A 21691-nucleotide genomic window follows, 5' to 3' on the forward strand; every position below is an offset into this window, starting at 1 on the left:
AAAAATAGGAACAAAATGAAAGCAATCGAAAATGTAAGAGAAAAAGCGAACCAAGTCATTAACCGCTATGGAAAGGTTATCTTCACCTTTCTCATATTCTTCACGCTGTTGGGAACGGCACAAGTGGCGGAGGCACAAAGCGGCCTGAAGATTAACAGCCTATCCGAAGTGACAGACAAAGCCAAAGAGGGTGCGGACACCATTCTGGACGTAGCCAAATACATTTTGGCGGCGGTACTCGGCATCGCTCTGGTCTTTGTCATCTATTCGCTTGCCACGAACAATCCCCATGCCAAGGAATACCTGCTCGGCTGGATCATCGCCGTGGTAGTCATCATGGTAGCCTTCCTGATTATCTAAAAACGAAGAGCCATGAGAACCATGCGTAAAATCAACAAGCCGATCAAGTTCTTCGGTCTGTCATCGGGACAGTTCGCCATCTTCATGCTGCTGACGGCCATCATCATCATCGTGAGCATATTCAAGCAGCTGCACCCGATACTCATCATCGGAATCATTTCCGCCATTCTGTTTCTATCCGGTCTGCTGTTCCAAACCTTGAAAAAGGAACACAAGGCCGGTAACCCGGACTACCTGACCGGCCTCCGGATCAAGAACGCCACCCCCCGGCAGATAACGGACAAACGGCAGATTTTCAAATTCATCCTAAAACAGCAACCATGATAGGAATCATCATACTCATATCCCTGCTAATCTGTGCGCTGTGCCTGCTGATTGCTCTGCTGTATATCCGGCAGACAGAGATAGAGGTGAAGGACAAATCCGTGGATCTGGAAAGTGTCTTGCCTATCCAGACCATCACGGAGAACGCCGTCATCAACGGGAACGGTGACATCACCGTCGGCTACCGGCTGCTTCTGCCCGAAGTGTTCACCTTGTCGGAAAGCGAGGCGCAATACATCCATGAGCGGTTGGAGGCTCTTTTGAAGCTGCTTCCGGCAGGCACGGTCATCCATCAGCAGAATTTCTACTATACGGGGCGATACCATCATGCAGAATACTCTTCCAATGCCCTGATAGCGGAGAACAACCGTCATTTCAACGGCAAGGAGATACTGAACAGTTACACCAACCTGTATGTGACGTTCACGAACGGCAGCCGAAACGGTAAGATACGCAAAAGCGCATCGGGCACCTCGCTGATGCGAAAGCTGCACTACCCGTTCAAGCAACCTTATAAGGAATATCAGCAACGGCTGACAGAAATGGAAGCCTTTCTGATGAACTTTGAGAACGGTTTGTCGTCCATCCAGCAGTTTGAGATACGCAAGATGGATGATACGGAACTGAACAACGCCATCTACGACTACGTCAACCTCTCTTACGAGACACCGGAAAACGATGCCACGCAGAAGAGCGTCAACCCTATGGCTGTCAGTGAAAGCGGAAGCATGAAAATAGGGCAGCAGCACGTTTCCATCCTTTCGCTGACCAACGAAGGCGAGCATCTTCAGGAACTGGCCGTGCCGCACACCGGCAAGTCGAAGGCATACGGGGGAAACATAGAGATACCGGACAGCATACGGAGCAAATGCTCGATGCTGTACCCCGTAGGACTTGGCCTGCCGTTCAACCACATCGTAAACATCGTGATAGAGATAACCGATCCAGATGCCACCGTAACGGCCATCGGTGCGGAGAAAGACGCGCTGAACTACATCACCAACTTCTACCCTCCGGCGGCAGAGAAGCAACGCGAGCAGGCAGCCTTCTGCGATGAGATTACCCAGTTCGACTACCAGACCGCCTATACCGCCTTCAATGTCGTGCTGAACGATACAGACCGCACCTCGCTCATGCGGAAAACCGCACTGGTACAGCAAGGCTTCAGCTTTATGAACCAAAGTTCGTGCTATGTGGAGAACGCCGAGCTGTGCAACCTGTTCTTCTGCAACATACCCGGCAATGCCAGGGCCAATTACCGGGGCTTCGTCAACACGACCAAGCAGGCCATCTGCTATCTGCAAAAAGAGGGGATGTACCTTTCGGACGAGAAAGGGCATATCTACCATGACCGTTTCGGTACTCCCGCCAAGATAAACCTCTGGGATTATCCGGCGCTGAACAACAAGAACCGCATCGTTATCGGCCCGTCCGGTTCCGGTAAATCTTTCTGGCTGAACAATTACATCCTGCAAAGCTATGAGCTGGGCCGGGATGTGATGATCATTGACATCGGCGGCTCTTACCGCTCGATGATAGCCTTGAACCGGGGCAAATACTTCGACTCTACCGAGCAGAAGAAATTTGCGTTCAACCCCTTCTTGTGTGACCGTGACAAGAACGGCAAATACCTGTACATCGACACCACGGATGCCGAGTCTGCCGATGACCAGATAAAGACCATCGTCGCCATTATCAGCTACATTTGGAAGGTACGTGAACCCATGCTGCCTGCCGAAAACGCCATTCTCAGGAAATCCGTCATCGGATTTTACGACTATGTGAACAATTCTTCAATAGGAGAGAAGCATGAGCGTATCTTCCCGACGCTGATAACTTACCGGGCTTATCTGAAGGAAGTGTTCAGCAAACGGATGACCGAGTTTGAGAAACAGAAATTCGAGATAGAGGAGCTGTTGCTTTTACTGGAACCCTATACGGACGGAGAGCTGTCATTCCTGCTGAACGCTACCGAGAACGTGGATATCGTGCATGACCGGCTGATAGCCTTCGATATGGAAGATGCCTCTAAGAAAGAGTACTTTCCACTCGTTGCCATCATCACCCTGCAAATGATCGTGGATAAAATCAAGAAACGCCAGGGGTTTGCCAAAGAGCTAATCATCGACGAAGCACTCGACTTCCTGCAAGACGAGAAATTCGGAGACTTCATCGCCTACCTGTACCGAACCTTCCGTAAAAAGGAGGGAAGCATCACGCTGGCCGCACAGAACATCCTGTTTTTGAAAAACATGCCGTCCAGTATCAAGGACTCCATCATCATCAACTGCGCGACCAAGATTATCCTCGACCATTCAGAACACCGGCAGAACCTGCCGGAAGTGAAAGCCGTGCTTTCCATCACGGACGAAGAGGCCTATATGATCGAGTCGTTGCAGCGCACGGAACGCTGGAGAGAGTTTTTCATCAAGATGTCGAACGATGCCTTCATCTTCCGCAACGAGGTGTCCGACTTCGCCGCCGTAGCCTTCGATTCGCGCCAGGCGACAGTAGTACGACTGAAGCAGTTGTTCAACGAAAGCGGCTCGACCTATACGGCCATCAACCGCTATCTGGAGGAAAGGAGGAAAAAGTATGGATGACGCCACCCAAGGGCTGACCGCCCTTCTAGGCTGGTCAACCGACTTCAACGGCAGCGCATACAATCTTGCCGGAAGCATTGCCGCCGCACTTTTGGGCGTTGCGCTCATTTTCGTGGTATGGGCACTCGCCACGAAAAAGGAAAATGCCAAGAGCTATCTGACAGCCTGGCTGGTATGTGTCATATTCACCCTATTATTCATCACCAACAAATAACCGTCATGAAAAGAATCATTCTCATACTCGGACTTGCCGCCTCGATAGGGCTGATGGGAACCGGCAGTGTTCATGCCCAGTTCGTCGTGCATGATCCCGGCCACACCCTGCTGAACTCAACGGAATGGATCGCCAATGTCAAGAAATGGGTTACACAAATCAATGAAATGATCGATGCCCAGGAACTGCGGCTCGGCCTGCAAAAGATCGACCAGTTGAAGGAACTCAAATCATTGAAAGAGCTTGCCGACCTGCTGGACGACGTAGCCTGCCTGAGCAGCGACTACAGCTTTTACCTGAACGTAGGATCGAATTACCACTGCCTGAAATTTCTCAACTTTCAGCGTGTGACCGTCAATCTGAGCCTGAGTACCGACCTGCTGTTCAAGGTGGCCACCGTGACCAGTTACTTCTCGATGAACTCGGAAGGGCGCATGTCCTTTATCGAGCAGGTGAAGGAATCGGTGGAAAAAGCCGCCGAAGAGATGCGTGAGTTTAACGAATCCGTGCGTTCCACGGTCATTTACAAATCCATGAAGGGGCATAACCGGAAGACCTATTACCAGGGACGGTTGGCCGCTTTCACACGACACACCAATTAAAGCGTTATGAATCAAGATAATTTTCTCTGGGGACTTCAGATCACGGACGGTCTGACGATGGAACTCGTTTCGCAAATGACAGTCATCGCCTTCGGTGTTGGTGTCATCTGCTTTATCTGCAACCTAGCATACAACTATCTCTATCACGGAGCCAGCCAGCTGTTAAGCCCGAATGAGGACAAATTTCCCGACATGATGGAAATCGCCCGTTGCCTGGTACTGTTCTTCTGCCTAAGCATATACACCCCCATCGCCCAAACCATCGTAGGCACGATGGAAGTAATCAACGAAGCCACCTCGCTGACCTCCGAGCGTGCGCAGGAATTTGCCCAGTTCATGGCACAATCAGCCATCGAACAAGGAGAGATGATTGCCGAATACGACAAACACAGCCTCCAGTCGGAGGTAGCAGCCGGAGAAGACAGCACCGGCGCCATGCAGCACGAACTGGATAAAAAGATGGAAGAGGACGAAATGACCGGTGTACGCTCCAGCGTGGAGAAGATTGTGCAGCTGCTCAACCCCGCCAACCTCGCCACCCTTGTGCTTCATGGCATTTCCGCCCTATTGGTAGGAATCATACAAGTAGTCATCTTGGGTATCGGCGTGGTCATTGTCAAGCTACTGGTCATTCTCGGCCCGTTTGTCTTTGCCGTAAGCATGTTGCCGGTCTTTCAGAAACAGTTGAGTATCTGGTTCGGTACGCTCTGCTCCGCCTGTATGGTATTCACCGTCATCAATATTCTGAACCAAATCATATGGCAGACCTTCAAGGCCATCTATACGGAAAGTGCCGACATGGTGGACGCAGCTACGCAGCAGATACAATATTTAGGAATGGATCTCGCCCTGATTGGTGCTTATTGCAGCTGTTTCTGGCTATCCTCCAAAATCGTAGGACACAGCGATGCCGGGAAAATCATTTCGAAAACCGTGTCAATCGTCACCACGGCGGCCACCATCGCCCTGATGGGAGGCGCAGCGGCAGGCGGCAAGCTGACCAACGTAGGCGGTGCCGCCTCTATCGGGGCAAGTTTCATAAACGACAACAATAAAAAATAGAACTATGAATCTGATGAAATTCAAAGGAGCAGATGATGCGGTCAAGCTGACTATCCGGCTTTCAGCCGGGTACTGCATCATTCTGACTATCGCTTTTGCCAGCAGTATCATCTTCCTTATCAACAAAATAGAAAAAGCATACGGCCAGGCTCTCGTCATCGACAGGCAGGGAGAAGTCTATGAGGCAAGCAGCCTGTCTGCCAGCGATATGCGGCAATACGAATACATGAACCATGTAAAGACCTTCGTAACCCACTGGTATGCCTTTGACGAGAGCAGCTACGAGAAGAACATTTCGCTTGCGCTCAACCTCATAGGCAACAAGGGGAAGGAGCTGTTGAACGAGTACAACGATGTGAATATGCTGAACTCACTCATACAAAAGAATATCCGTTACGGGGTACGCATCAAGGATGTAGAGATTAACACACAAACGATACCCGTTTCCGGAAAGATAATCTTCACGCAGACCGGGTACCGGGCACGGGGAAGCATCTCACGTAATATCGAAGCGGAGTTCACCATCTATGATATGCTGTCCCGCAGCGAGGAAAATGCGCACGGAGCCAAGATAGAAGATTGGATTGTCCGCTATTCCGAACCCGTGGAAAGCAACGGCACCAACACATCGCAGGCAGCTTCTCCGGGCAAGAATGAAAACCAGTCAGAAACCTCTAAACCAACCGACCATGGAACCGAATAAACTTATCAAAGACAAGAACAAGCTGTTGATGGCCATCCCGGTAATCCTGGGCATCCTCTTCCTTTATGTATTCTTCATCCGTGAGGACGGGAACGTGCCGTCAGGGAGTGACAGACAGGCCGCCTCGCAAGCCTTTTTGGAACCACAGTCGGAAATGGCCGACAAGGTGAACGACAAGATGGAAGCCTATAAGCAGGACAAACTGGAAGAGCAGGAGAAGGCACGCATCCTGAAAGAGTCTCAGGTCAAAGGATCTGATTTTTACTTCGAGCTGCAAAACCAGCAGGAGCGGTATGACCGTGCCACACTGGAGCGCATCCGCCGTATGCAGAACGATCCGTACAGCGAAGTCATGGCAGAATACGGAGGTGGCCGGAACGGACGCTTCTCTCATCAGCTGGAAAGCCAACTGGACGGACTGGAGGACGAGCAGGCGCTCAACGAGATTATCCGGGAAGCCAAGAAGAACTCACGCATCCGCAAGGAACTGGAAGAATCCGACAAATACCGCAAGCGCATGTATGAACGGATTGTCAATTATGACCAAGAGGGAAAAACGGAGAAAGCCGCTGCCAACCCTTCCGGCCATCCATCCGCCGACAGCCTGATGCAAAAAGGCCCGATCTACCATGCCGAAAACGGCAAGCGGGTACGCCGCCAACCGACCTCCGCACCGGGAAACAGCAACCTCTTCAGGGCTTGCATCCACGGCGACCAGACCGTAGTCACGGGCAGTACGGTACGGATGCGGTTGCTTCAGGACGTAACCCTATCCGGCATGAAGATACCGGCCAACACGCTGTTTTACGGTATCGCCACTTTGGGAGCCAACCGCCTCGATGTGGTAGTCAGCAACCTGAAGGTAGGAGACAACCTCAATCCCGTATCGGTGGTTGTCTTCGACAATGATGCCATGGAAGGTTTGAACCTGCCCAATAACCTGAAAGCCAGTGCAGCCAAGCGTATGGAACAAGGTCTTGTACAGAACATCGACATGCCGCTCTCTTCCATCGGCACGATGGCCAGCGAAGTGACCAGCGTAGTCAACGCCACCACCCAGGTAGCCAAGCAAATCTTGAACATGAGCCTCTCACAAGTGAAGGTACATCTCAAGTCCAACTACGAAATGTATATCCAAGAAGAGAGTCAGGAATCGAAGTTGCGTAGGCAAGCCGTGCAAGCGGAGTTACAGAAGCTCTATGAGCAAATGGAACAAGAGAAAACGAACAAGAAAAATCATCCCCTTCAAACATTGATAGACAAATTATGATAGACATTCTCAATTACCTGCTTGCGCTGTCAGCGGTCTTTTTCGGCTATCGGATCTACGTATCACGCCGGAACGGACGAGCCTTTAAAGAAATCCGTCCGCTGACCGTTTCTTTCGGCATTACCCTGCTTCTTCTATGGGGCATTACCGTATTCACCGCCTTTTTTTCAAGAACCGTTTAACATATCGACAACATGAAGAAATATATTTATCTACTGTTTTACTGCTTTGTGTGCAGTCTGCCGCTCTTCGCTCAGGAAAACGGCACTCCCCGGAAACAAGCCATCAGCCAAAAAGACATCTTTATCTCTTTCGACTGTGTGAAACACCTGGTATTTCCTGTGCAAGTATCTGATATCGCCATCGGCGAACAGGAGCTTGTCATGGCCAGCCGGGTAGAAGAGGCGCCCCATATCGTCAGGCTCTCGGCGCAAGCGGAAGGATTCACCGAAGAGACCAACCTGACCGTAGTCTGCATCGACGGAAGCGTTTACACCTATCACATCCGCTACCTTCCCGAAGGCGGCACGGATTCGTACCCGAACATTTACGAGGACAACGGGAAATGGCAGCACCATGACTATCAGGCAGAAGTCAGCGACCTCCATCTGGCCGAGTTCTTCTTTCCGGAGGACATCGCTTACGGAACGCCCGGCAACGAGGTGTCCTTCACTCTGGCCGCCTACAACAACCAGTTGAAAGTATCAACCGCCAAAGATGCCGTGGCATATTCCAACCTGTTTGTGGTGGATAAGGCCATGAACACTTACCACATCACCATCAAACGGGGCAATACCTCCGTATTCACCTACAATTTTGATGACCAGCGCAAATATACCGCCCATGTGGATGTGAACAGCGAGGAAATGGAAAGATGCATCCAAGAGCTGCGCACCAAGAAGCGCAACATCTACAGCCTGGGGGTCATCGAGAACAAGTTTGAGTTGTCAATGGCCAATCTGTATGTGCATGAGGACTTCATGTTTTTCATCTTTGACCTGAAAAACAAATCATACATCGACTACGACATCGAGTTTGTCAAATGTTTCCAGCGTGACCAAAAGAAGAGCAAGAACGCCATCCAGCAAGAAACGACCATCGAACCTATCTATCAGAAAGATTTTGATACGAAAATCAAGGGCAAGAGCCGGAACCGGCTGATACTTGGTTTCGACAAATTCACGATACCCGATGATAAGGTATTCGAGATCGAGATTTACGAGCGAAACGGCGGGCGGCACATCAAGCTGGCCGTGTTGAACGAATACATCCTTTCCGCAGAACCCTTATACAAGCCACAGCCATGAAACTGAGAGAAGCATTAGACACCTATATGTTCGACAACGTGGGACAGTTCGGCGGCATCGCCGAATCACTGGGCTATCAGACCGAATACCGGGACGGATATTTCCGGTTCCGCAAAGACGGGGAAGAGCTGAGCATGAGCGTAAGCGAAATCAGGGAAAAAGCCGGAGCAAAGTACGATGAAAGCCTTCGTGACCAATCAAAAGAACGTGTATCCGCCCTTTTTGACAAGGAACGTGCCAATGATCCTAAATATGTCGCCGAGCTGGAGAAGGATGGCATCAGCATCAAGCGGTGGGAGAACCTGAAGGGACATGACAAGGACGGCTTTACCGTCATCGACCATCGCCTGAAGGTATGCTACACCGGACAGTCGCTCTATGAATACGCCTACAAGCAAGGGAACATCCTCGACGGGAAAGGCACCAAGCTGGAAAAGGGTGTCATGTCTGATTTGATGGAGATACACGGCAAACCGGGGAAGCTCCGTTTCAACGATGACGGAATCTCCGTATTCTACCGCAAAGAGGCGTTGGTTATCCCGGACAAGGTGCTGGGAAAGAAGTTGGGCAAGAAAGAGAAAGAACAGCTGCTTGCCGGTGACATCGTACCCATCACCGTAAATAAGAAGGACATCCTGCTGCAAGTTGACCGGGATCTGAACTCCGTCATCCTGCGCACCAACCAGGAAATCAAGATTCCCGACATCATCGGGCAGACCAGCGAATATGGCGGCTACAAGTTAACCAAAGCCGACAAATACCTGCTCGCCAACGGCCATGCACTGGAGAACAAGCTGCTGCACAGTCCGGAAGGCTACTTCATTGCCGACATCCAACTGACGGATGACAGGAAAGGAGTCATGATACAGAACATACAGAGTATCACTCCCGGCAAGGCACAAGAGCTGATCAAGGCCATGACCCCCAAACTGGAAGCCCATGCGGCCAACATAGAAGCTGCAAAAGAGCAAAAACACGAAGAGGGGCGCAATATGGAAGCCGAGTTTAAGGAAGCGGTGGGCAAACATGACTTTGAAAAAATCGGGAAGCTCAAAGAGGAAGGATATAAACCCAGTGAAGAGTTTATCAAAGGAATCGGTAAGGAACACGGTCTGGATGAAAGGCAAACCCATGAAGTCATCCAGCTGTTCGGCACCAAGCCGGAAGAACAGGGCGAACATGAAAGGCAGGCCACACGTCTGTTGGATGCCGCACAGACCGACAACTTTCATGTCATCCAAGAGATACAGAAAGAAGGGTACCGGCTCACTCAAGAAGACCTTACCCGGATGCGTGAAACGGGTGTGCAAGCCAACACACTGATAGCCGTACAAAAGATTTTCGGGATGGAAGGCAGCACAAAGACACTGGGAGATGTCAAACTGGCCAGCACACCCAAACCCGACAACAGCAAGGAAATGGCCCGTCCGATAGCCAGCACCATCAACCGGGCTTTCAATGACTTATAACCTAAAAAATCAGGAATTATGGATTACGATGAATTAGTACAGAAAAACATTGCAGGAGAAATCAGTGACTTAGAGTTTCTACTTGCACAGGAAGAGCTTGCACAAGCCTATCAAGAAGAGATGGCTGCCAAGCAGCAAGAGACAAACAACCAAACGGCCAGAGAATGGCTGCTTGATTACGAGAACAGAAATCTATACCAATAAATCATGGATACAGCAAGTGATAAAGCATTACAGCGTTTCGCCGAACTGATGATCGAAAAGATAAAGCAGGTGGAAGACAACTGGCAAAAGCCTTGGTTCGGGATAAAGGGTGGGGGACTTCCGCAAAATATCGAGGGAAGAACCTACAACGGAGTAAATTCCTTCATGTTGTTTCTACTTTCGGAAAAAGAGCAGTACAGCCTGCCGGTCTATATGACCTTCATGCAAGCCAAAGACAACGGCCTTAACATACTGAAAGGAGAAAAGTCATTCCCAGTCATTTACTGGAATTTCTCAGTAAGAGACAAGAACGGAAAGAAAATACCTTTCGACGTATATAAGAACCTGGATAAAAACGAGCAGCAGGAATATAAGGTCACGCCGTTTCTGAAGACATACAATGTGTTCAACGTACAGCAGACCAATCTTCAGGAAACGAAACCGGAGAAATGGGAAGCATTGAAGGAGCAATTCAAGATACCGGCCATCAAGGACGAGCAAGGGATGCTCACCGTGCCTCTGATTGATGCGATGGTACGGGAACAGCAATGGATCTGCCCCATTTATTCCAAGGAAGGAAATAGTGCTTACCATGCAAGGGGAGAAGATAACCATATCGTCGTACCCCTGAAGGGGCAGTTTAAGGACGGAGAGAATTTCTACTCCACACTACTGCATGAGATAGCGCACTCGACTGGAGAACCTGAGCATCTGAACCGGGAAAAAGGCGTGATTTTCGGAGACAAGCAATATGCCAAAGAGGAACTGGTTGCCGAACTCACCTCCGCTACCGTCGGGCAAAGCCTGGGAATATCCACCCATATCCGGGAAGAAAATGCCATGTATCTAAAAAACTGGCTGGGAGCCTTGAAAGAAGATCCCAAATTCATCTACAACATCCTTGCCGATGTAGGAAAAGCCAGCAATATGATTCAGGAACATACCGCACGGATGGAACAGTACCTCACACCGGAGGAACGGTTCACGCAGGCCGTCCTGCAAGACAACCGTCCGGTATTGGAGCAGATGAAAAACGAAGGTTTTACCCCTTCATCACGGTTATTGGAAAGTGTTGCGGCAAACCATCCTACAGCCGACAACCTTGAAACGCTACACAGCACTTTCGGCATTTCGCTGCCTTCCATGGAAGCGGAGCCAGCCATGAAAAATATGAATGAGCCACAGCTCGGATTATAAACTTTTAAAAACCATCATTATGTTTACAGGACAAATTATCGGTTATGTCGGTGCGGATGCCCGGCAGAACAAGAACGGAAAAGGATTCAACTTCCATGTATCCACCAAGTACAAGAACGTGAACAACGAGGAACAGACCCTATGGGTATGCTGTTTCGTGAATTACGAGAGTAAAGTCTTTGAGTATCTGAAAAAAGGGACACAGGTATATGTCTGCGGCGATGTGTATGCCGATGTATTCCAGAAGGATGACGGTAGCCACATCCCATCCGTCAGCCTGACCGTCTCACGCATTGAGTTACTGGGAAAGGCAGAGAAAAAAGAGAGCGGTGACGGAACGGCATCCGGACAACCCCAATAACAGCAACGGCCATGGAAAGAGAGAAGAAAGACCTGTCATTCATCCTGATCCTGCTATCCACGCTCATCGGGACAGCCGTACTGTTTCAGTGGGCTATCGTTACGGGATTATACGCTCCACTACGTAATCCGGCCATGTGGGAAAGGCTGATGGAGAAGGATATCCTATTCCGGTTTCTCTACGTTATCCTGATCGGAGGCCTCGCTTTTCTCTTTCCGGTTGGCAAAGTGAAAGACGAAAACAAGAAATGGGTTTACACCAGTATGACACTGGTTACGGCATCCATGCTGGTTGTCGGATTCAGCCGGTTATCAGCGTGGTATAACCTATTTGTATTTCCCATTCTATTCGTAGCGTACACGCTGCTTGTCATCAAGACTCTGCCTTATTTCATCCGGCGTCATGCCCAATCCGATGATAGCATTTTCGGGTTAAGCCGGGAAGAATCGGCTTTCTACTTCCGCTTTGAAACCGCCTCCGGGCCGCTGGTCATCCATAAGCCGCAGCAGAATGTCTATATCGACGGCGGTCCGGGAAGCGGTAAATCAGAGAGCTGGATCAAGGGAATCATCTACCAGTGCGCCGAGCGCAACTATGCCGGATTCGTGTACGATTGGGAGGGTGATCCCACCAAGGACAAGTCACCCATCCTCTCACGTATCGCATACGGAAGCATCGAACATTTCCGGAACAAGGGGATGGAAACACCCCGTTTCGCCTATATCAACTTTGTGGATATGTCACGCACGGTCAGGGTGAACGTACTTTCTCCGCAATACATGTCAAAGGGAAACGAATCGCTATTCATCCGCAATATCATCATGACACTGATGAAGAATCTGGAAGCAAGCTGGAAGGAAAAGACCGACTTTTGGGCCAACAATGCCATCAACTACGTCTATTCAATCGCCTATAAATGTTTCAAGGAAAGGAAGCTTGGTATCTGTACGCTGCCCCATGTGATAGCCCTTGCCCTTTCTGACAGCAACCTAGTATTCCACTGGCTGTCGGAAGATCCTGAAATCGCATTGAACATGTCCTCCATGCTGACCGCCTGGAAACTGGGTGCACAACAGCAGACAGCCGGAGCCGTATCATCCGCACAGACTCCGTTGGTACTCCTGAACAACAAATACATCTTCTGGGTGTTGTCGCCACTTCCCGAAGAAGAGTTCTCTTTGGATATAACCAACAAGGAACACCCAACGCTGTTATGCGTAGGCAATGCGCCCACCATCAAGGAAGCCGTTTCCCCTGCTATTTCCTGCATCGGCAGCGTCTTGATGTCACAGATGAACAATCCCGGCAAAGCGACCAGCATATTCATGGTAGATGAATTTCCGACCATCCTGTTGCAAGGCATTGACACTTTCATCGGAACCGCCCGGAAGCACAATGTCGCTACCATTCTCGCCGTTCAGGACTTCAACCAAGCGGTCAGGGACTATGGAGAGAAAAGTGCCAACATCCTGAAAGCCTCCTGCGGAACGCAGGCTTACGGTATGACCGGAAATGAGAAGACCGCCAAAGACATCGAGAACTTGCTTGGGGAGAAGAAAGAAGCGCAAGAATCTTATTCACACCAAGCCGGTGGCAATAACAGTGTCACGGAGAGCCTGCAAAAAGAAAAAGTCTTAAAGGCAAGGGACATTGCCGGACAAGCAGCCGGACACTTCATTGGCAAGATTGCCGGAGGCAAGCCGCCATTCTTCAGCGTGCAGATGGATATGTGCCGTTTTGAAGAGAAGGAGATACCCCGTTTCTCCTTACCGGTCAAACTGGGCAACGGCAAAGAAGAGATGGAACTGGAAATCCTGGAAGAGATTATCCAGCAGAACTACATCAAAATCATTGAAGATGTCAACGCCATCCTCAAAAAGATAGAGGACAAATTAAAAGAAAAGTCAGCAGTTCCGCCAACCGGGACACACAAGACAGAACAAAAAATCATCCGATAACATTCAACAAAAGAATCCTACCATGAGAAAAATTCATTCATTATTAGCGGCAGCCTGCTTATTGGCCGCTTCATGCAACAAAGAGGAAATCCAATCGGAAACAGACAAAGCCGGCATGTATCACATCACCGTAGCCGTAACCGGTTCCTCACCCAAAGGCAGTGTGCATATATATAATCTTGACGGCGTGAGATTCAGGAACGAACGCACCGGTACCTCCGCAGCTTCCGTAGATGAGAGTTTCACCGATAAAGCGGAATACAGCACGGAAAAGCCTGTCAGCCAAATTACCGTGCAAGGCATTCTCTATTCAAAAGAGAGTGCTATCATCACCATGCAGATAAAAAAAGACGGGGAAAGCGTATTCAACCAGAGCAAACAGTTGGAGGCCGTTCCCGGTATAGACACTACTGTTGATTTGGTTTACAGTACCTTGAAATAAAAATGCAGACGAATCAAAAAACATATACTTTCTCTTCCATATTTAGATGATATTTCTTATCTTTATGAAAGATAATCTTTCTCATTTATAATCTAAGCTCAGATAAAATGAGATTCAACTAATCCAGTCAACGTTATGAAAGTCGATTTCAATCAGATAAAAACAACCATTTCTCTGCCCGATTTCCTGCTGGAACTAGGATGGAAAATCGTGGAAGGCTCTTCCAACTCCTGTCCCAAAATGAGCAACGGAACGCATACCATCGTCATCAAGCGGAACTCGCAGAACCAATACACCTATTGGGACGTGCATAGTGACAGCGTGCGTGGCCGCAGTATCATGGATCTGATGCAGGAACATCTATTTGAAACAACCGGAAAAATGCCGTCCTTGCGCGAGGTGGGGGAGATCCTTCAGAACTACATCAACACCAACCGCATCACGACACCCGAAAAAAGCCGGTATGAAGTAGGTAACACAAGCATGAGAGCGGACGAACTTCAATTCTACTTGAGCCAGCTACAACCCTACAAGGGCAATTATCTCCAGAAAAGAGGTATCCTGAAAGAAAGCATTGAAAGCCGGTTCTTCAAAGACACTTTCTTTATCCGTGAGGTAAAGAACAAAGGGAGTGTTTACCGCAACGTGTGCATCAAGATGTACAATGAAAACGGTGTGCAAGCCATTTCTCAACGAAATGAAACATTCAAAGGGATTATCGGTGGCAAGTTCGACTGTCTGGCGACCAGCAACCATGACAAAAGCCGCCCGATAGACATTCTCTACATTGGGGAGTCATTTATAGACTGTATCTCCCACTATCAATTACGCCATTCCGGAAACGACCTCAATCTTGTATATGTATCTACGGAAGGGACATTCACGGAAGGACAAATGAGGCTATTACGCCTGATTCTTGACAAGAACCAGGTAAAGGAGCTCCGGAGCATCTTTGACAACGACAAACAAGGGCACAAGTACACTCTATGGCTGCATCGTTACTTTCATGGCGATACGACTGATGTCGAGAGCCTGAGTAACGATGAACTCCGCAACAAGGTACGGAAACTGAAGAACGTCGAACTTTCGGAAAACAAGGATTGGAACGATGATCTGAAAATCTCGTGTGGCATCTGTTCCTCCACGGAGGACGGCCAGTAACCTCATAGATTTGCTCCATCACATAATACGACAACCTATAAAATCAGATCAATATGAATATCAAGCATTTATTTTTTTGTATGCTGCTCATTGCCTTTTCCTCATGCAGCAAACCCGGCTATGAGAAGGCCATTGCGGAATGGGTTCAGACAGATTCTCACGGCACCTGGACGGATTTAAAGTTCGAACTACTGGAAGTGTTGGAAACAGAAGACGTCACCGTATCGGACAGCCTGTGCTACCTGAACAACAAAAGCGCACAATTATCCGCTGTCATACAGAAAGCGGAAAGTCCCCGTGCCTTATTCAAACCGTCCTTTTCCGCCTATATGGAAGCCGAAAAAAGCCTGAAAGCAACGGATGCCATGAAAGCCATGTACCTGCACCGTGACAGTACGGAAGTTATCGGCAAGATATTAAAATGCAGGTATGCCATCGTCCAGCCACACTCAGGGGTGCAGCAGAAAAAGACGGCTTCTTTCCTATTGTCCCCCGACATGGAAAAATGTATCGGCAAACTAAAGCCGACAAGCAAATAATCCGAGCGTAACGATGTGTAGCGACAACGTTTTTTGGGGTTCTTTTTTGGGCGTCTTCCAAAAAAGAACTCCCACACATTTAGATGTGTGGGCTATTCATTACACTACCATCCTTTCCCTTATCAACGGTATATTATCCCGTACCAAATTCAGAATCCGGTCATGATAGGCTGATAATTGGTTAGACTTTCCACGACACTGGCACACCTCCATCCTGCTAAGTGAAAACTCCACCGTTTCCATGCGCCTTCCATCCACCGTTGCCGACATTATCAACGAATCTTCTCTCTTATAATAGGCGTTGCTGAATACACAATGATGCAGCAACTTTCCCTCTTTGTAAAAGTCCGAAAGGCTTTCCAATACCCGAACCATAATATTTCCATCCGCAAACGAAAGATTAAAGAAACGTGATTTGGCAGCAATATAGTCTTTTTCATCCTTTTCAGAATATTTTTTCTTACATTTCCCCATCACCCAATCATGCGCTTCTTCTACATTCAACGGACACAAATAATGAGGATTTCTCGCATCCAATTTATTTTCTATCAGCATATCCACATAGTCCAGCCACAAGTCCGCATCATGTATCACATAGTCATGTCTTAAACAGATTTTTACATACGTCCAATACTTATCTATACCGTATTTTCTCTCTAAAAATCTCAAGAACAAATTCATTTGCCCTGCCTTATATAATATCTCCATCCGATTATCAGTTAATAATGTCATAAAGAAGGAACTCGGACAAATATCATAAAAGGCACCCTTAAATCCATTCCTCGTAAGTTCGGGTATCACTTTCATTCTCGGATAGATAACTGCCGGGCAAATATCATAAATACGGTCATGATGCACATTCCGCTTACGCAATTCCAAAGAACTTCCATATATCCATGCATCGTAATAAAATATAGACATGCCCCGCAGCAAAGACAGCGTTTCTGTCTTGCCCTCTTTATTCATCCAACACTGTACCGCCTCAATTATAAAGTAATTAGCCGGAGACCCTTTTTTCAGCCGGCAGTCCACCATAAAAAAACGGATAACTTGATATTGCTTGTATGTAGTAATCACACAAAAATATTCTTTATATACAGCCGTCCTTTTCCTGCTATTCTCCAATTTCAGGTTCATACCGCAATGAGGACATTTACAGTTTTTCTTATCTTCCTTATCCCGCCATGTATGCCCACAATCCAAACAAAAGCAATTCCCCTTTGCATCACGCTTGAAATAATGCACAAAGCAATGTTTATAGGCATAACGCTTTTGAGCCTCTGAAACGGGAGCTAACTTCCTGCTCCCATTCACGATTTCCATTTGTAATTTTGTCTTGGGTTTCATATCAAAAAAGAGTTAACTGGGTTTGTACTTCGGTGTTGTTCTCACGTTTAGCTTGTTGACGCTTCTTCAACTTTGCCAATTCTTCCTCCTGCAATTTTTTGATAGCAGCCTCACGAGCCGCTTTCTTTTCTTCCTCTGACAATTCAACATGATGATTTACGACTACATTACATTTCAATGGGCTACCCACCTCAATATTATCTTCCTGATAATAGTGCAACGCCATACCAAAAATTTCATCATCACTAAAACCACAGCAACCGCTTTTCTTCACTTGGTTTAAAATATAGGTAATGCAATTATCTATATTCTTTGTAGGTTTTTGATAGACTGGAGCAAACAGACTATCCACCGCTGCCATATTATCAAGGTATGCCTTGATGGTACTTTTAAATTGTTCTGACACTTTCATAGTATATCATTTTTAGATTTCATTTCACAATAAGCCAATTTCACGAGAAACAAGGAGAATAGGCAAATAAGAGCCAACAACGTAACCGACACAACCTTTATCGGACTTGGCGTTATTACCGCTCCGACAAACATAGCCACTGCACAAAGAGCGATGATGACCGAAAAAACAAATTGAATGATTTGCATATACTTCTGCTACTTAGTTTGTTAAACTTCTAATTTTATGCTTCAGCTAGATTTAAAGACCTTTTTTTAAAACCCCTTTCCGGGATGGCCTTTTCTTTCTGCCGACTTTTTTTTTGAGCTTTCATGCCCCATCTGAGTTTATGAGCCTTTTTTTTACGGCACACAACAATAAGGAAGGAGGGATTAAGAAAAGTTTTGGACGACAAAAAATGTTGGGGACAGCGAAGCCGTCCGGCGTTATTTTTTTCGGGACAAAGGGGCGAAGACCGGAACTCTTTCGTATCCATCCACCGAAATAAATTTGCCGTTCAAAAACAAAGGATCTCAGATGGAGCTATGAAAAAAGCACATTAGGGGAGGCAGAAAACAAGGAAAAGGGCAGTACGGAAAGTAAAACAAACCATACGGTTTTGCTTGCAAAACCGTATTCCTATCTCCCTGCCACAAGTGACAGGGGGGGAACGGGTTAGCAACGGACTGCCGGGACAAACGGTAAAAGGAAGGAACTGCAATACGGAAGAAGGAGGTTGTTTCGGCAATGCCGAAGCTCCGGATGATGACCATTGCAATCCCGCCCACGTTTGGAACTTCTCTTTTCTGGTTTGCCCATAATCAGCCGCATAGCGGATGACTACGGGCAAACCGGGAATGAGAACAGTCATTCCGATGAAGGGGAGGGTGGGGAAGAATACTGCGTGAACGCAAAAACACTCTCGGATATGTAGCAAAAAAAAGCGGCACTAGGCCGCTTCAATCATTTGCTTGCTTTTTTCTTTTTAGAGACAGCCTTCTGTTTAGGCTGATCCGGTTTTTCTTCTTCTTTTTCCGGAGCCGGATAAAACTTGGTGGCTACCATCACAATGCGGTTACGCTTCTCCCCACTTTTAGAATCCGTCCATTCTTCCGGCTTAAAGTAGCCTTCAACGGTTATCAGCTCACCTTTTTTCAATACATCGAAGGAATCCAGTGCTTCATTCTTTCTCCAGGCTTCAATCCCCATGAAAGCGGAAACATAAGAGGTTTCTTCACCTGTCTTGTCTGCACGGCTGACCGCGATAGAAAAGCGTGCTACGCTTGCTGTTTCAAAACTACGGATTTCTGCATCCTTACCGATAAAACCTGTTACTGCGAATGAATTTTCAATCTTTTTCATATCTCTGATTTTTTAGAAGTTAATTAATCAATTTTACAGTGCAATAACTGATTGTTGGCTTTGGGGGACACCATGAAAAAAGATATAAATACTCTTTTTATGCTGGCCGGAAAAAGGAAGATTTGTAACTTTTTTATTGGTGAAGATGGCAGCAAATAATTCGGGTTAAATACGCTTTTTATGCAAGGCAAAAAAAGGAAGATTTCAGACGAATAACAACGTGGTGTTTGTGAATCGTCCCCTTATCCCCGTAAAAGGGGTTAGCAACAATCTATATTTGCAACGGAAAATGATTTGACTTCCCTAAAAAATGATATGAAAAAGACAAAACTTGAAAATCAGCAACAGGTTTGGAAAGGATGCAAAAAACAACCGGTCAGACAGCAAGCATGGCACATTCCGAAAATATGGTCAGCCGCCTATCGACACACCGGAAGAAACCTCTGCAATTCCTTTTAAAAAAATGAAGCCGAAGAATGAAGCATACAATATTCCACGTATCGAAAAAAGTGACTGCACGATAAAATGAAAGGCTGCAACGGAAGAACAGACTTGCGGATTCTGCGGGGAGAACATAACCATACAGGCATACAGCCACTACAACTGTTTCCGGAAAAAGAAGATTATACAACCGGAAAAACAGAAAGGCATCCACTCGGAGAAAAGCAAGCAAACGATTGAAGCGGACTGCCGATTTAGCGGCGAAATATCCGACTACCTATATACAGCCCTAAAAGGCTGGGGCATATGGGTAAGCAACAGACTGCCGGGCAAATAAAAGGAGAGTGGCATAGCCGCCGGAAAGAGGTTGTCTCGATGTGGCCGAAGCTCCGAAAGCAGACCGGATATGCCTCTCTCCTTTGCCTTCCCCATTCCTGGATTTCACACAATCACGGAGCCTGCGAGTGACTATGAGAAATCCTGAAACGGGGACAGTCACTCCGCTGAAAGGGTGGGTGGGAAACATGTGACTTTCTCCAAAATAACAAATAGGGGTATAAAGATCTCAAAAGAAAAGAAAGCCGTTCCAGAAAAGACTGGAGCAACTATCACCATCTACTGTTCTTTAAGTTAATTGCAGCAAATCCAAATCATCAGTGACCAATCCATCCAATACATGTTGGATTTTATCAAATATAGCCTTATCTATGCCATACGTGGCGCATAACGATTGAAATTTGCTTACAGCATCGAACACCTGTAATATCTTCTTTTCGGGCTCCTCTACAAAATCCTCGGCAAAGTTGACGAAATCACTTGTAGTCAAGGCAGACCTTTTGCCCATCACGCCCATCGAATGAATGTGTGCTGAAGAATTTTCCCATGTATTTGCCGTGAACATTACATCATATGCAGGTGATAAACGCCATACCCCTGCCTTATCCATGATAAACGATATGTTCTTATTATGATCATCGGATATACCTGCGACATAATTAAATACCATTCTGATAAATATCTGATCTTTGTCTTCCTGGGGAAGTTTCAGAGTCTCTGCTATCCAACACAGCTTCATATAATCATCTGCACCCGGCATAATGGCCGCAAGGGTCTGACTAAAGAGCTTTTCTCCATTCTTACGATCAAATCTTTCCGTTACGAAATGATTTCTTCCATCAATTTCTTTCAGGAAGCATGGCATCATGTTGATTCCCGCCGCCTTTGCCATTTCGCTATATACCATTTCTATCTCTGTGGTAGGAGAGTCATCTGCTTCTTTAAATTTGATGATATACTGCTTAAAATTTTCAGGCAAATCCACCTGGCCGGAACGAAACTCTTCCGTTTCGAGATTATAGGCAATCACTGCCTTCGGGCGCATGCCACCGGCAGAAGTTCCAAGATATATCAACTTTTTCATCGTGAGGCTATCCTCCGGTGATATGACAGCAGCATCTCGATCATTATATATTTTAGAAGCCAAAGTTGCCAATGATGACATATTTACTGACTCATGGATGGCATCATCATTAAATTCCGGTTCAAATTCCAATGCTCCCATAGCCCTCTTGCCAATATAAGAGAGCTTCAATAGAGGCAATGATTCCGTAACCTTTATATTATTATCCGTGAGCCATTGGTCAAATAGGGAAGCCCCCCATTTGTCAGGAAGCGCATCTGCAAGAAATTCCGGAAGCCCTTGATATAATTTATCTTTATTCCCATAGAAAGACGCAAACAAAGGGGTTCTCTTAGGGTGTGTGGAAGGGCATATATCATAATCTTGTTTCCTATATTCATCCGTAAATTGGAATACAGAACAATGCTTTTCAAAGTCCCAATTCAATTTGCCAATGCAAGTCCCCCACAGATATACATTCACTATAATCGGCTCTTTCTTCATACCATCTTACGTTTACCGTTAATTCTTTGTATTCTTTTACCTGTTTTTTCATTGATTAGGAAAGGGGAGTCTGGAAGTTCCGGAACCAAACCGACAACGCCTTCAAGAGTTCCACTTATACGCAAAATCTTAAGCAATGTACTTAGGGCAATATCACTTACTTTACAAGATTCTATTCTCTTAATAGTAACGATAGATACTCCTGCCTTATCCGCAAATTCTTGCTGGGAAAAACAGCAGCTAAGTCTTATAGACTTAACTCTCTTGCAGATTTCCTTTACAATACATTCATCTGAAAATTCGTATATTGTATATGTATCATATAATCTTTTCATAGAAAAACATATTTAGGTATCATTTTTGATACAAAAATACCGATAAATCTGAAAATCACCAAATTAAGAAACACTTTTTTTATAATCTTCTGCCGCATTAGCAAACGATTGAAGCGACCTTGTGCCGCTTCAATCG

At 46.9% G+C, this 21691-nt stretch carries 26 protein-coding genes; 20 read left to right on the forward strand and 6 right to left on the reverse strand.

What is annotated here, in order from left to right:
* Nucleotides 1–15 precede the first annotated feature (15 nt).
* The 18 genes from GD630_RS20900 to GD630_RS20985 all read left to right on the forward strand — a co-directional run bounded on the left by GD630_RS20900 (nucleotide 16) and on the right by GD630_RS20985 (nucleotide 15776).
* Complete coding sequence (locus GD630_RS20900; RefSeq protein WP_005868883.1) at nucleotides 16–360, forward strand: hypothetical protein; 345 nt, start codon at nucleotides 16–18, stop codon at nucleotides 358–360.
* 12 nt (nucleotides 361–372) lie between these two features.
* Nucleotides 373–684 carry a hypothetical protein gene (locus tag GD630_RS20905; RefSeq protein ID WP_005868885.1) on the forward strand — a complete coding sequence of 104 codons (312 nt, stop codon included), beginning with the start codon at nucleotides 373–375 and terminating at the stop codon, nucleotides 682–684.
* Nucleotides 681–3287, forward strand: a complete 2607-nt coding sequence (locus tag GD630_RS20910) for a TraG family conjugative transposon ATPase (protein WP_005868887.1) — start codon at nucleotides 681–683, stop codon at nucleotides 3285–3287. The genes GD630_RS20905 and GD630_RS20910 overlap by 4 nt, the downstream gene beginning before the upstream one ends.
* Entirely contained in the window at nucleotides 3280–3501 is a 222-nt protein-coding gene (locus tag GD630_RS20915) for a hypothetical protein (RefSeq protein WP_005868888.1), read from the forward strand. Before GD630_RS20910 ends, GD630_RS20915 begins: the two co-directional genes overlap by 8 nt.
* Nucleotides 3502–3506: 5 nt before the next feature.
* On the forward strand, nucleotides 3507–4103 hold the full coding sequence (locus tag GD630_RS20920; protein WP_005868889.1) for a hypothetical protein: 597 nt from the start codon (nucleotides 3507–3509) through the stop codon (nucleotides 4101–4103).
* A gap of 6 nt (nucleotides 4104–4109) precedes the next feature.
* Nucleotides 4110–5165, forward strand: a complete 1056-nt coding sequence (locus GD630_RS20925; protein WP_005868890.1) for a hypothetical protein — start codon at nucleotides 4110–4112, stop codon at nucleotides 5163–5165.
* 4 nt (nucleotides 5166–5169) lie between these two features.
* On the forward strand, nucleotides 5170–5868 hold the full coding sequence (locus GD630_RS20930; protein ID WP_005868891.1) for a hypothetical protein: 699 nt from the start codon (nucleotides 5170–5172) through the stop codon (nucleotides 5866–5868).
* Nucleotides 5855–7138, forward strand: coding sequence for a conjugative transposon protein TraM (gene traM / locus GD630_RS20935; protein WP_005868892.1), 1284 nt, complete (start codon nucleotides 5855–5857; stop codon nucleotides 7136–7138). Before GD630_RS20930 ends, traM begins: the two co-directional genes overlap by 14 nt.
* Nucleotides 7135–7320, forward strand: coding sequence for a hypothetical protein (locus tag GD630_RS20940; protein WP_007564699.1), 186 nt, complete (start codon nucleotides 7135–7137; stop codon nucleotides 7318–7320). Before traM ends, GD630_RS20940 begins: the two co-directional genes overlap by 4 nt.
* Nucleotides 7321–7332: 12 nt before the next feature.
* Entirely contained in the window at nucleotides 7333–8445 is a 1113-nt protein-coding gene (locus GD630_RS20945; protein ID WP_005868893.1) for a DUF4138 domain-containing protein, read from the forward strand.
* Nucleotides 8442–9914, forward strand: a complete 1473-nt coding sequence (locus tag GD630_RS20950; protein WP_049703626.1) for a DUF3945 domain-containing protein — start codon at nucleotides 8442–8444, stop codon at nucleotides 9912–9914. The genes GD630_RS20945 and GD630_RS20950 overlap by 4 nt, the downstream gene beginning before the upstream one ends.
* A gap of 18 nt (nucleotides 9915–9932) precedes the next feature.
* Nucleotides 9933–10118, forward strand: coding sequence for a hypothetical protein (locus GD630_RS20955; RefSeq protein ID WP_005868897.1), 186 nt, complete (start codon nucleotides 9933–9935; stop codon nucleotides 10116–10118).
* A gap of 3 nt (nucleotides 10119–10121) precedes the next feature.
* Nucleotides 10122–11315, forward strand: coding sequence for an ArdC family protein (locus GD630_RS20960; protein WP_049703625.1), 1194 nt, complete (start codon nucleotides 10122–10124; stop codon nucleotides 11313–11315).
* Nucleotides 11293–11676: a single-stranded DNA-binding protein gene (locus GD630_RS20965; protein WP_007564694.1), complete on the forward strand. Its 384-nt coding sequence runs from the start codon at nucleotides 11293–11295 to the stop codon at nucleotides 11674–11676. The genes GD630_RS20960 and GD630_RS20965 overlap by 23 nt, the downstream gene beginning before the upstream one ends.
* Nucleotides 11677–11687: 11 nt before the next feature.
* On the forward strand, nucleotides 11688–13634 hold the full coding sequence (locus GD630_RS20970) for a type IV secretory system conjugative DNA transfer family protein (protein ID WP_005868904.1): 1947 nt from the start codon (nucleotides 11688–11690) through the stop codon (nucleotides 13632–13634).
* A gap of 22 nt (nucleotides 13635–13656) precedes the next feature.
* Nucleotides 13657–14076, forward strand: a complete 420-nt coding sequence (locus GD630_RS20975) for a hypothetical protein (protein ID WP_005868906.1) — start codon at nucleotides 13657–13659, stop codon at nucleotides 14074–14076.
* Between the two features lie 135 nt (nucleotides 14077–14211).
* A complete protein-coding gene (locus GD630_RS20980; protein ID WP_005868908.1) occupies nucleotides 14212–15237 on the forward strand; it encodes a toprim domain-containing protein in 1026 nt (341 codons plus the stop codon).
* Nucleotides 15238–15290: 53 nt separating this feature from the next.
* Nucleotides 15291–15776, forward strand: coding sequence for a hypothetical protein (locus tag GD630_RS20985; RefSeq protein ID WP_005868909.1), 486 nt, complete (start codon nucleotides 15291–15293; stop codon nucleotides 15774–15776).
* Nucleotides 15777–15875: 99 nt separating this feature from the next.
* Here the strand turns inward: GD630_RS20985 and GD630_RS20990 are convergent, their stop codons facing one another.
* The 4 genes from GD630_RS20990 to GD630_RS21005 form a co-directional block, all read right to left on the reverse strand.
* Nucleotides 15876–17123 (reverse strand): PcfJ domain-containing protein, encoded by a 1248-nt coding sequence (locus tag GD630_RS20990; RefSeq protein ID WP_005868910.1) that lies wholly within the window; start codon nucleotides 17121–17123, stop codon nucleotides 15876–15878.
* Between the two features lies 1 nt (nucleotide 17124).
* A complete protein-coding gene (locus GD630_RS20995; RefSeq protein ID WP_005868911.1) occupies nucleotides 17125–17535 on the reverse strand; it encodes a PcfK-like family protein in 411 nt (136 codons plus the stop codon).
* A 538-nt stretch (nucleotides 17536–18073) separates the two neighbouring features.
* Nucleotides 18074–18385: a hypothetical protein gene (locus GD630_RS21000; RefSeq protein WP_165852472.1), complete on the reverse strand. Its 312-nt coding sequence runs from the start codon at nucleotides 18383–18385 to the stop codon at nucleotides 18074–18076.
* Between the two features lie 92 nt (nucleotides 18386–18477).
* Nucleotides 18478–18876 carry a single-stranded DNA-binding protein gene (locus GD630_RS21005; protein ID WP_005868746.1) on the reverse strand — a complete coding sequence of 133 codons (399 nt, stop codon included), beginning with the start codon at nucleotides 18874–18876 and terminating at the stop codon, nucleotides 18478–18480.
* Between the two features lie 331 nt (nucleotides 18877–19207).
* Here GD630_RS21005 and GD630_RS21010 point away from each other — a divergent pair, with 331 nt between their 5' ends.
* Nucleotides 19208–19405 carry a hypothetical protein gene (locus tag GD630_RS21010; RefSeq protein ID WP_007564676.1) on the forward strand — a complete coding sequence of 66 codons (198 nt, stop codon included), beginning with the start codon at nucleotides 19208–19210 and terminating at the stop codon, nucleotides 19403–19405.
* Nucleotides 19406–19623: 218 nt separating this feature from the next.
* Complete coding sequence (locus tag GD630_RS21015) at nucleotides 19624–19785, forward strand: hypothetical protein (protein WP_005868748.1); 162 nt, start codon at nucleotides 19624–19626, stop codon at nucleotides 19783–19785.
* A gap of 157 nt (nucleotides 19786–19942) precedes the next feature.
* On the opposite strand, the gene GD630_RS21020 is transcribed toward GD630_RS21015, so the two are convergent.
* Nucleotides 19943–21220 (reverse strand): type II toxin-antitoxin system HipA family toxin, encoded by a 1278-nt coding sequence (locus GD630_RS21020; RefSeq protein WP_005868749.1) that lies wholly within the window; start codon nucleotides 21218–21220, stop codon nucleotides 19943–19945.
* Nucleotides 21217–21555 (reverse strand): helix-turn-helix domain-containing protein, encoded by a 339-nt coding sequence (locus GD630_RS21025; protein ID WP_005868750.1) that lies wholly within the window; start codon nucleotides 21553–21555, stop codon nucleotides 21217–21219. The genes GD630_RS21020 and GD630_RS21025 overlap by 4 nt, the downstream gene beginning before the upstream one ends.
* Nucleotides 21556–21691: the final 136 nt, after the last annotated feature.

This window comes from Bacteroides zhangwenhongii, from assembly GCF_009193325.2.
Classification (GTDB): domain Bacteria; phylum Bacteroidota; class Bacteroidia; order Bacteroidales; family Bacteroidaceae; genus Bacteroides; species Bacteroides zhangwenhongii.

What these genes read in the sequence shown, in the direction of transcription:
- GD630_RS20900 (WP_005868883.1), top strand. Translation starts at nt 16, where the DNA reads ATGAAAGCAATCGAAAATGTAAGAGAAAAAGCGAACCAAGTCATTAAC.
- GD630_RS20905 (WP_005868885.1), top strand. Translation starts at nt 373, where the DNA reads ATGAGAACCATGCGTAAAATCAACAAGCCGATCAAGTTCTTCGGTCTG.
- GD630_RS20910 (WP_005868887.1), top strand. Translation starts at nt 681, where the DNA reads ATGATAGGAATCATCATACTCATATCCCTGCTAATCTGTGCGCTGTGC.
- GD630_RS20915 (WP_005868888.1), top strand. Translation starts at nt 3,280, where the DNA reads ATGGATGACGCCACCCAAGGGCTGACCGCCCTTCTAGGCTGGTCAACC.
- GD630_RS20920 (WP_005868889.1), top strand. Translation starts at nt 3,507, where the DNA reads ATGAAAAGAATCATTCTCATACTCGGACTTGCCGCCTCGATAGGGCTG.
- GD630_RS20925 (WP_005868890.1), top strand. Translation starts at nt 4,110, where the DNA reads ATGAATCAAGATAATTTTCTCTGGGGACTTCAGATCACGGACGGTCTG.
- GD630_RS20930 (WP_005868891.1), top strand. Translation starts at nt 5,170, where the DNA reads ATGAATCTGATGAAATTCAAAGGAGCAGATGATGCGGTCAAGCTGACT.
- traM (WP_005868892.1), top strand. Translation starts at nt 5,855, where the DNA reads ATGGAACCGAATAAACTTATCAAAGACAAGAACAAGCTGTTGATGGCC.
- GD630_RS20940 (WP_007564699.1), top strand. Translation starts at nt 7,135, where the DNA reads ATGATAGACATTCTCAATTACCTGCTTGCGCTGTCAGCGGTCTTTTTC.
- GD630_RS20945 (WP_005868893.1), top strand. Translation starts at nt 7,333, where the DNA reads ATGAAGAAATATATTTATCTACTGTTTTACTGCTTTGTGTGCAGTCTG.
- GD630_RS20950 (WP_049703626.1), top strand. Translation starts at nt 8,442, where the DNA reads ATGAAACTGAGAGAAGCATTAGACACCTATATGTTCGACAACGTGGGA.
- GD630_RS20955 (WP_005868897.1), top strand. Translation starts at nt 9,933, where the DNA reads ATGGATTACGATGAATTAGTACAGAAAAACATTGCAGGAGAAATCAGT.
- GD630_RS20960 (WP_049703625.1), top strand. Translation starts at nt 10,122, where the DNA reads ATGGATACAGCAAGTGATAAAGCATTACAGCGTTTCGCCGAACTGATG.
- GD630_RS20965 (WP_007564694.1), top strand. Translation starts at nt 11,293, where the DNA reads ATGAGCCACAGCTCGGATTATAAACTTTTAAAAACCATCATTATGTTT.
- GD630_RS20970 (WP_005868904.1), top strand. Translation starts at nt 11,688, where the DNA reads ATGGAAAGAGAGAAGAAAGACCTGTCATTCATCCTGATCCTGCTATCC.
- GD630_RS20975 (WP_005868906.1), top strand. Translation starts at nt 13,657, where the DNA reads ATGAGAAAAATTCATTCATTATTAGCGGCAGCCTGCTTATTGGCCGCT.
- GD630_RS20980 (WP_005868908.1), top strand. Translation starts at nt 14,212, where the DNA reads ATGAAAGTCGATTTCAATCAGATAAAAACAACCATTTCTCTGCCCGAT.
- GD630_RS20985 (WP_005868909.1), top strand. Translation starts at nt 15,291, where the DNA reads ATGAATATCAAGCATTTATTTTTTTGTATGCTGCTCATTGCCTTTTCC.
- GD630_RS20990 (WP_005868910.1), bottom strand. Translation starts at nt 17,123, where the DNA reads ATGAAACCCAAGACAAAATTACAAATGGAAATCGTGAATGGGAGCAGG.
- GD630_RS20995 (WP_005868911.1), bottom strand. Translation starts at nt 17,535, where the DNA reads ATGAAAGTGTCAGAACAATTTAAAAGTACCATCAAGGCATACCTTGAT.
- GD630_RS21000 (WP_165852472.1), bottom strand. Translation starts at nt 18,385, where the DNA reads ATGACTGTTCTCATTCCCGGTTTGCCCGTAGTCATCCGCTATGCGGCT.
- GD630_RS21005 (WP_005868746.1), bottom strand. Translation starts at nt 18,876, where the DNA reads ATGAAAAAGATTGAAAATTCATTCGCAGTAACAGGTTTTATCGGTAAG.
- GD630_RS21015 (WP_005868748.1), top strand. Translation starts at nt 19,624, where the DNA reads ATGGGTAAGCAACAGACTGCCGGGCAAATAAAAGGAGAGTGGCATAGC.
- GD630_RS21020 (WP_005868749.1), bottom strand. Translation starts at nt 21,220, where the DNA reads ATGAAGAAAGAGCCGATTATAGTGAATGTATATCTGTGGGGGACTTGC.
- GD630_RS21025 (WP_005868750.1), bottom strand. Translation starts at nt 21,555, where the DNA reads ATGAAAAGATTATATGATACATATACAATATACGAATTTTCAGATGAA.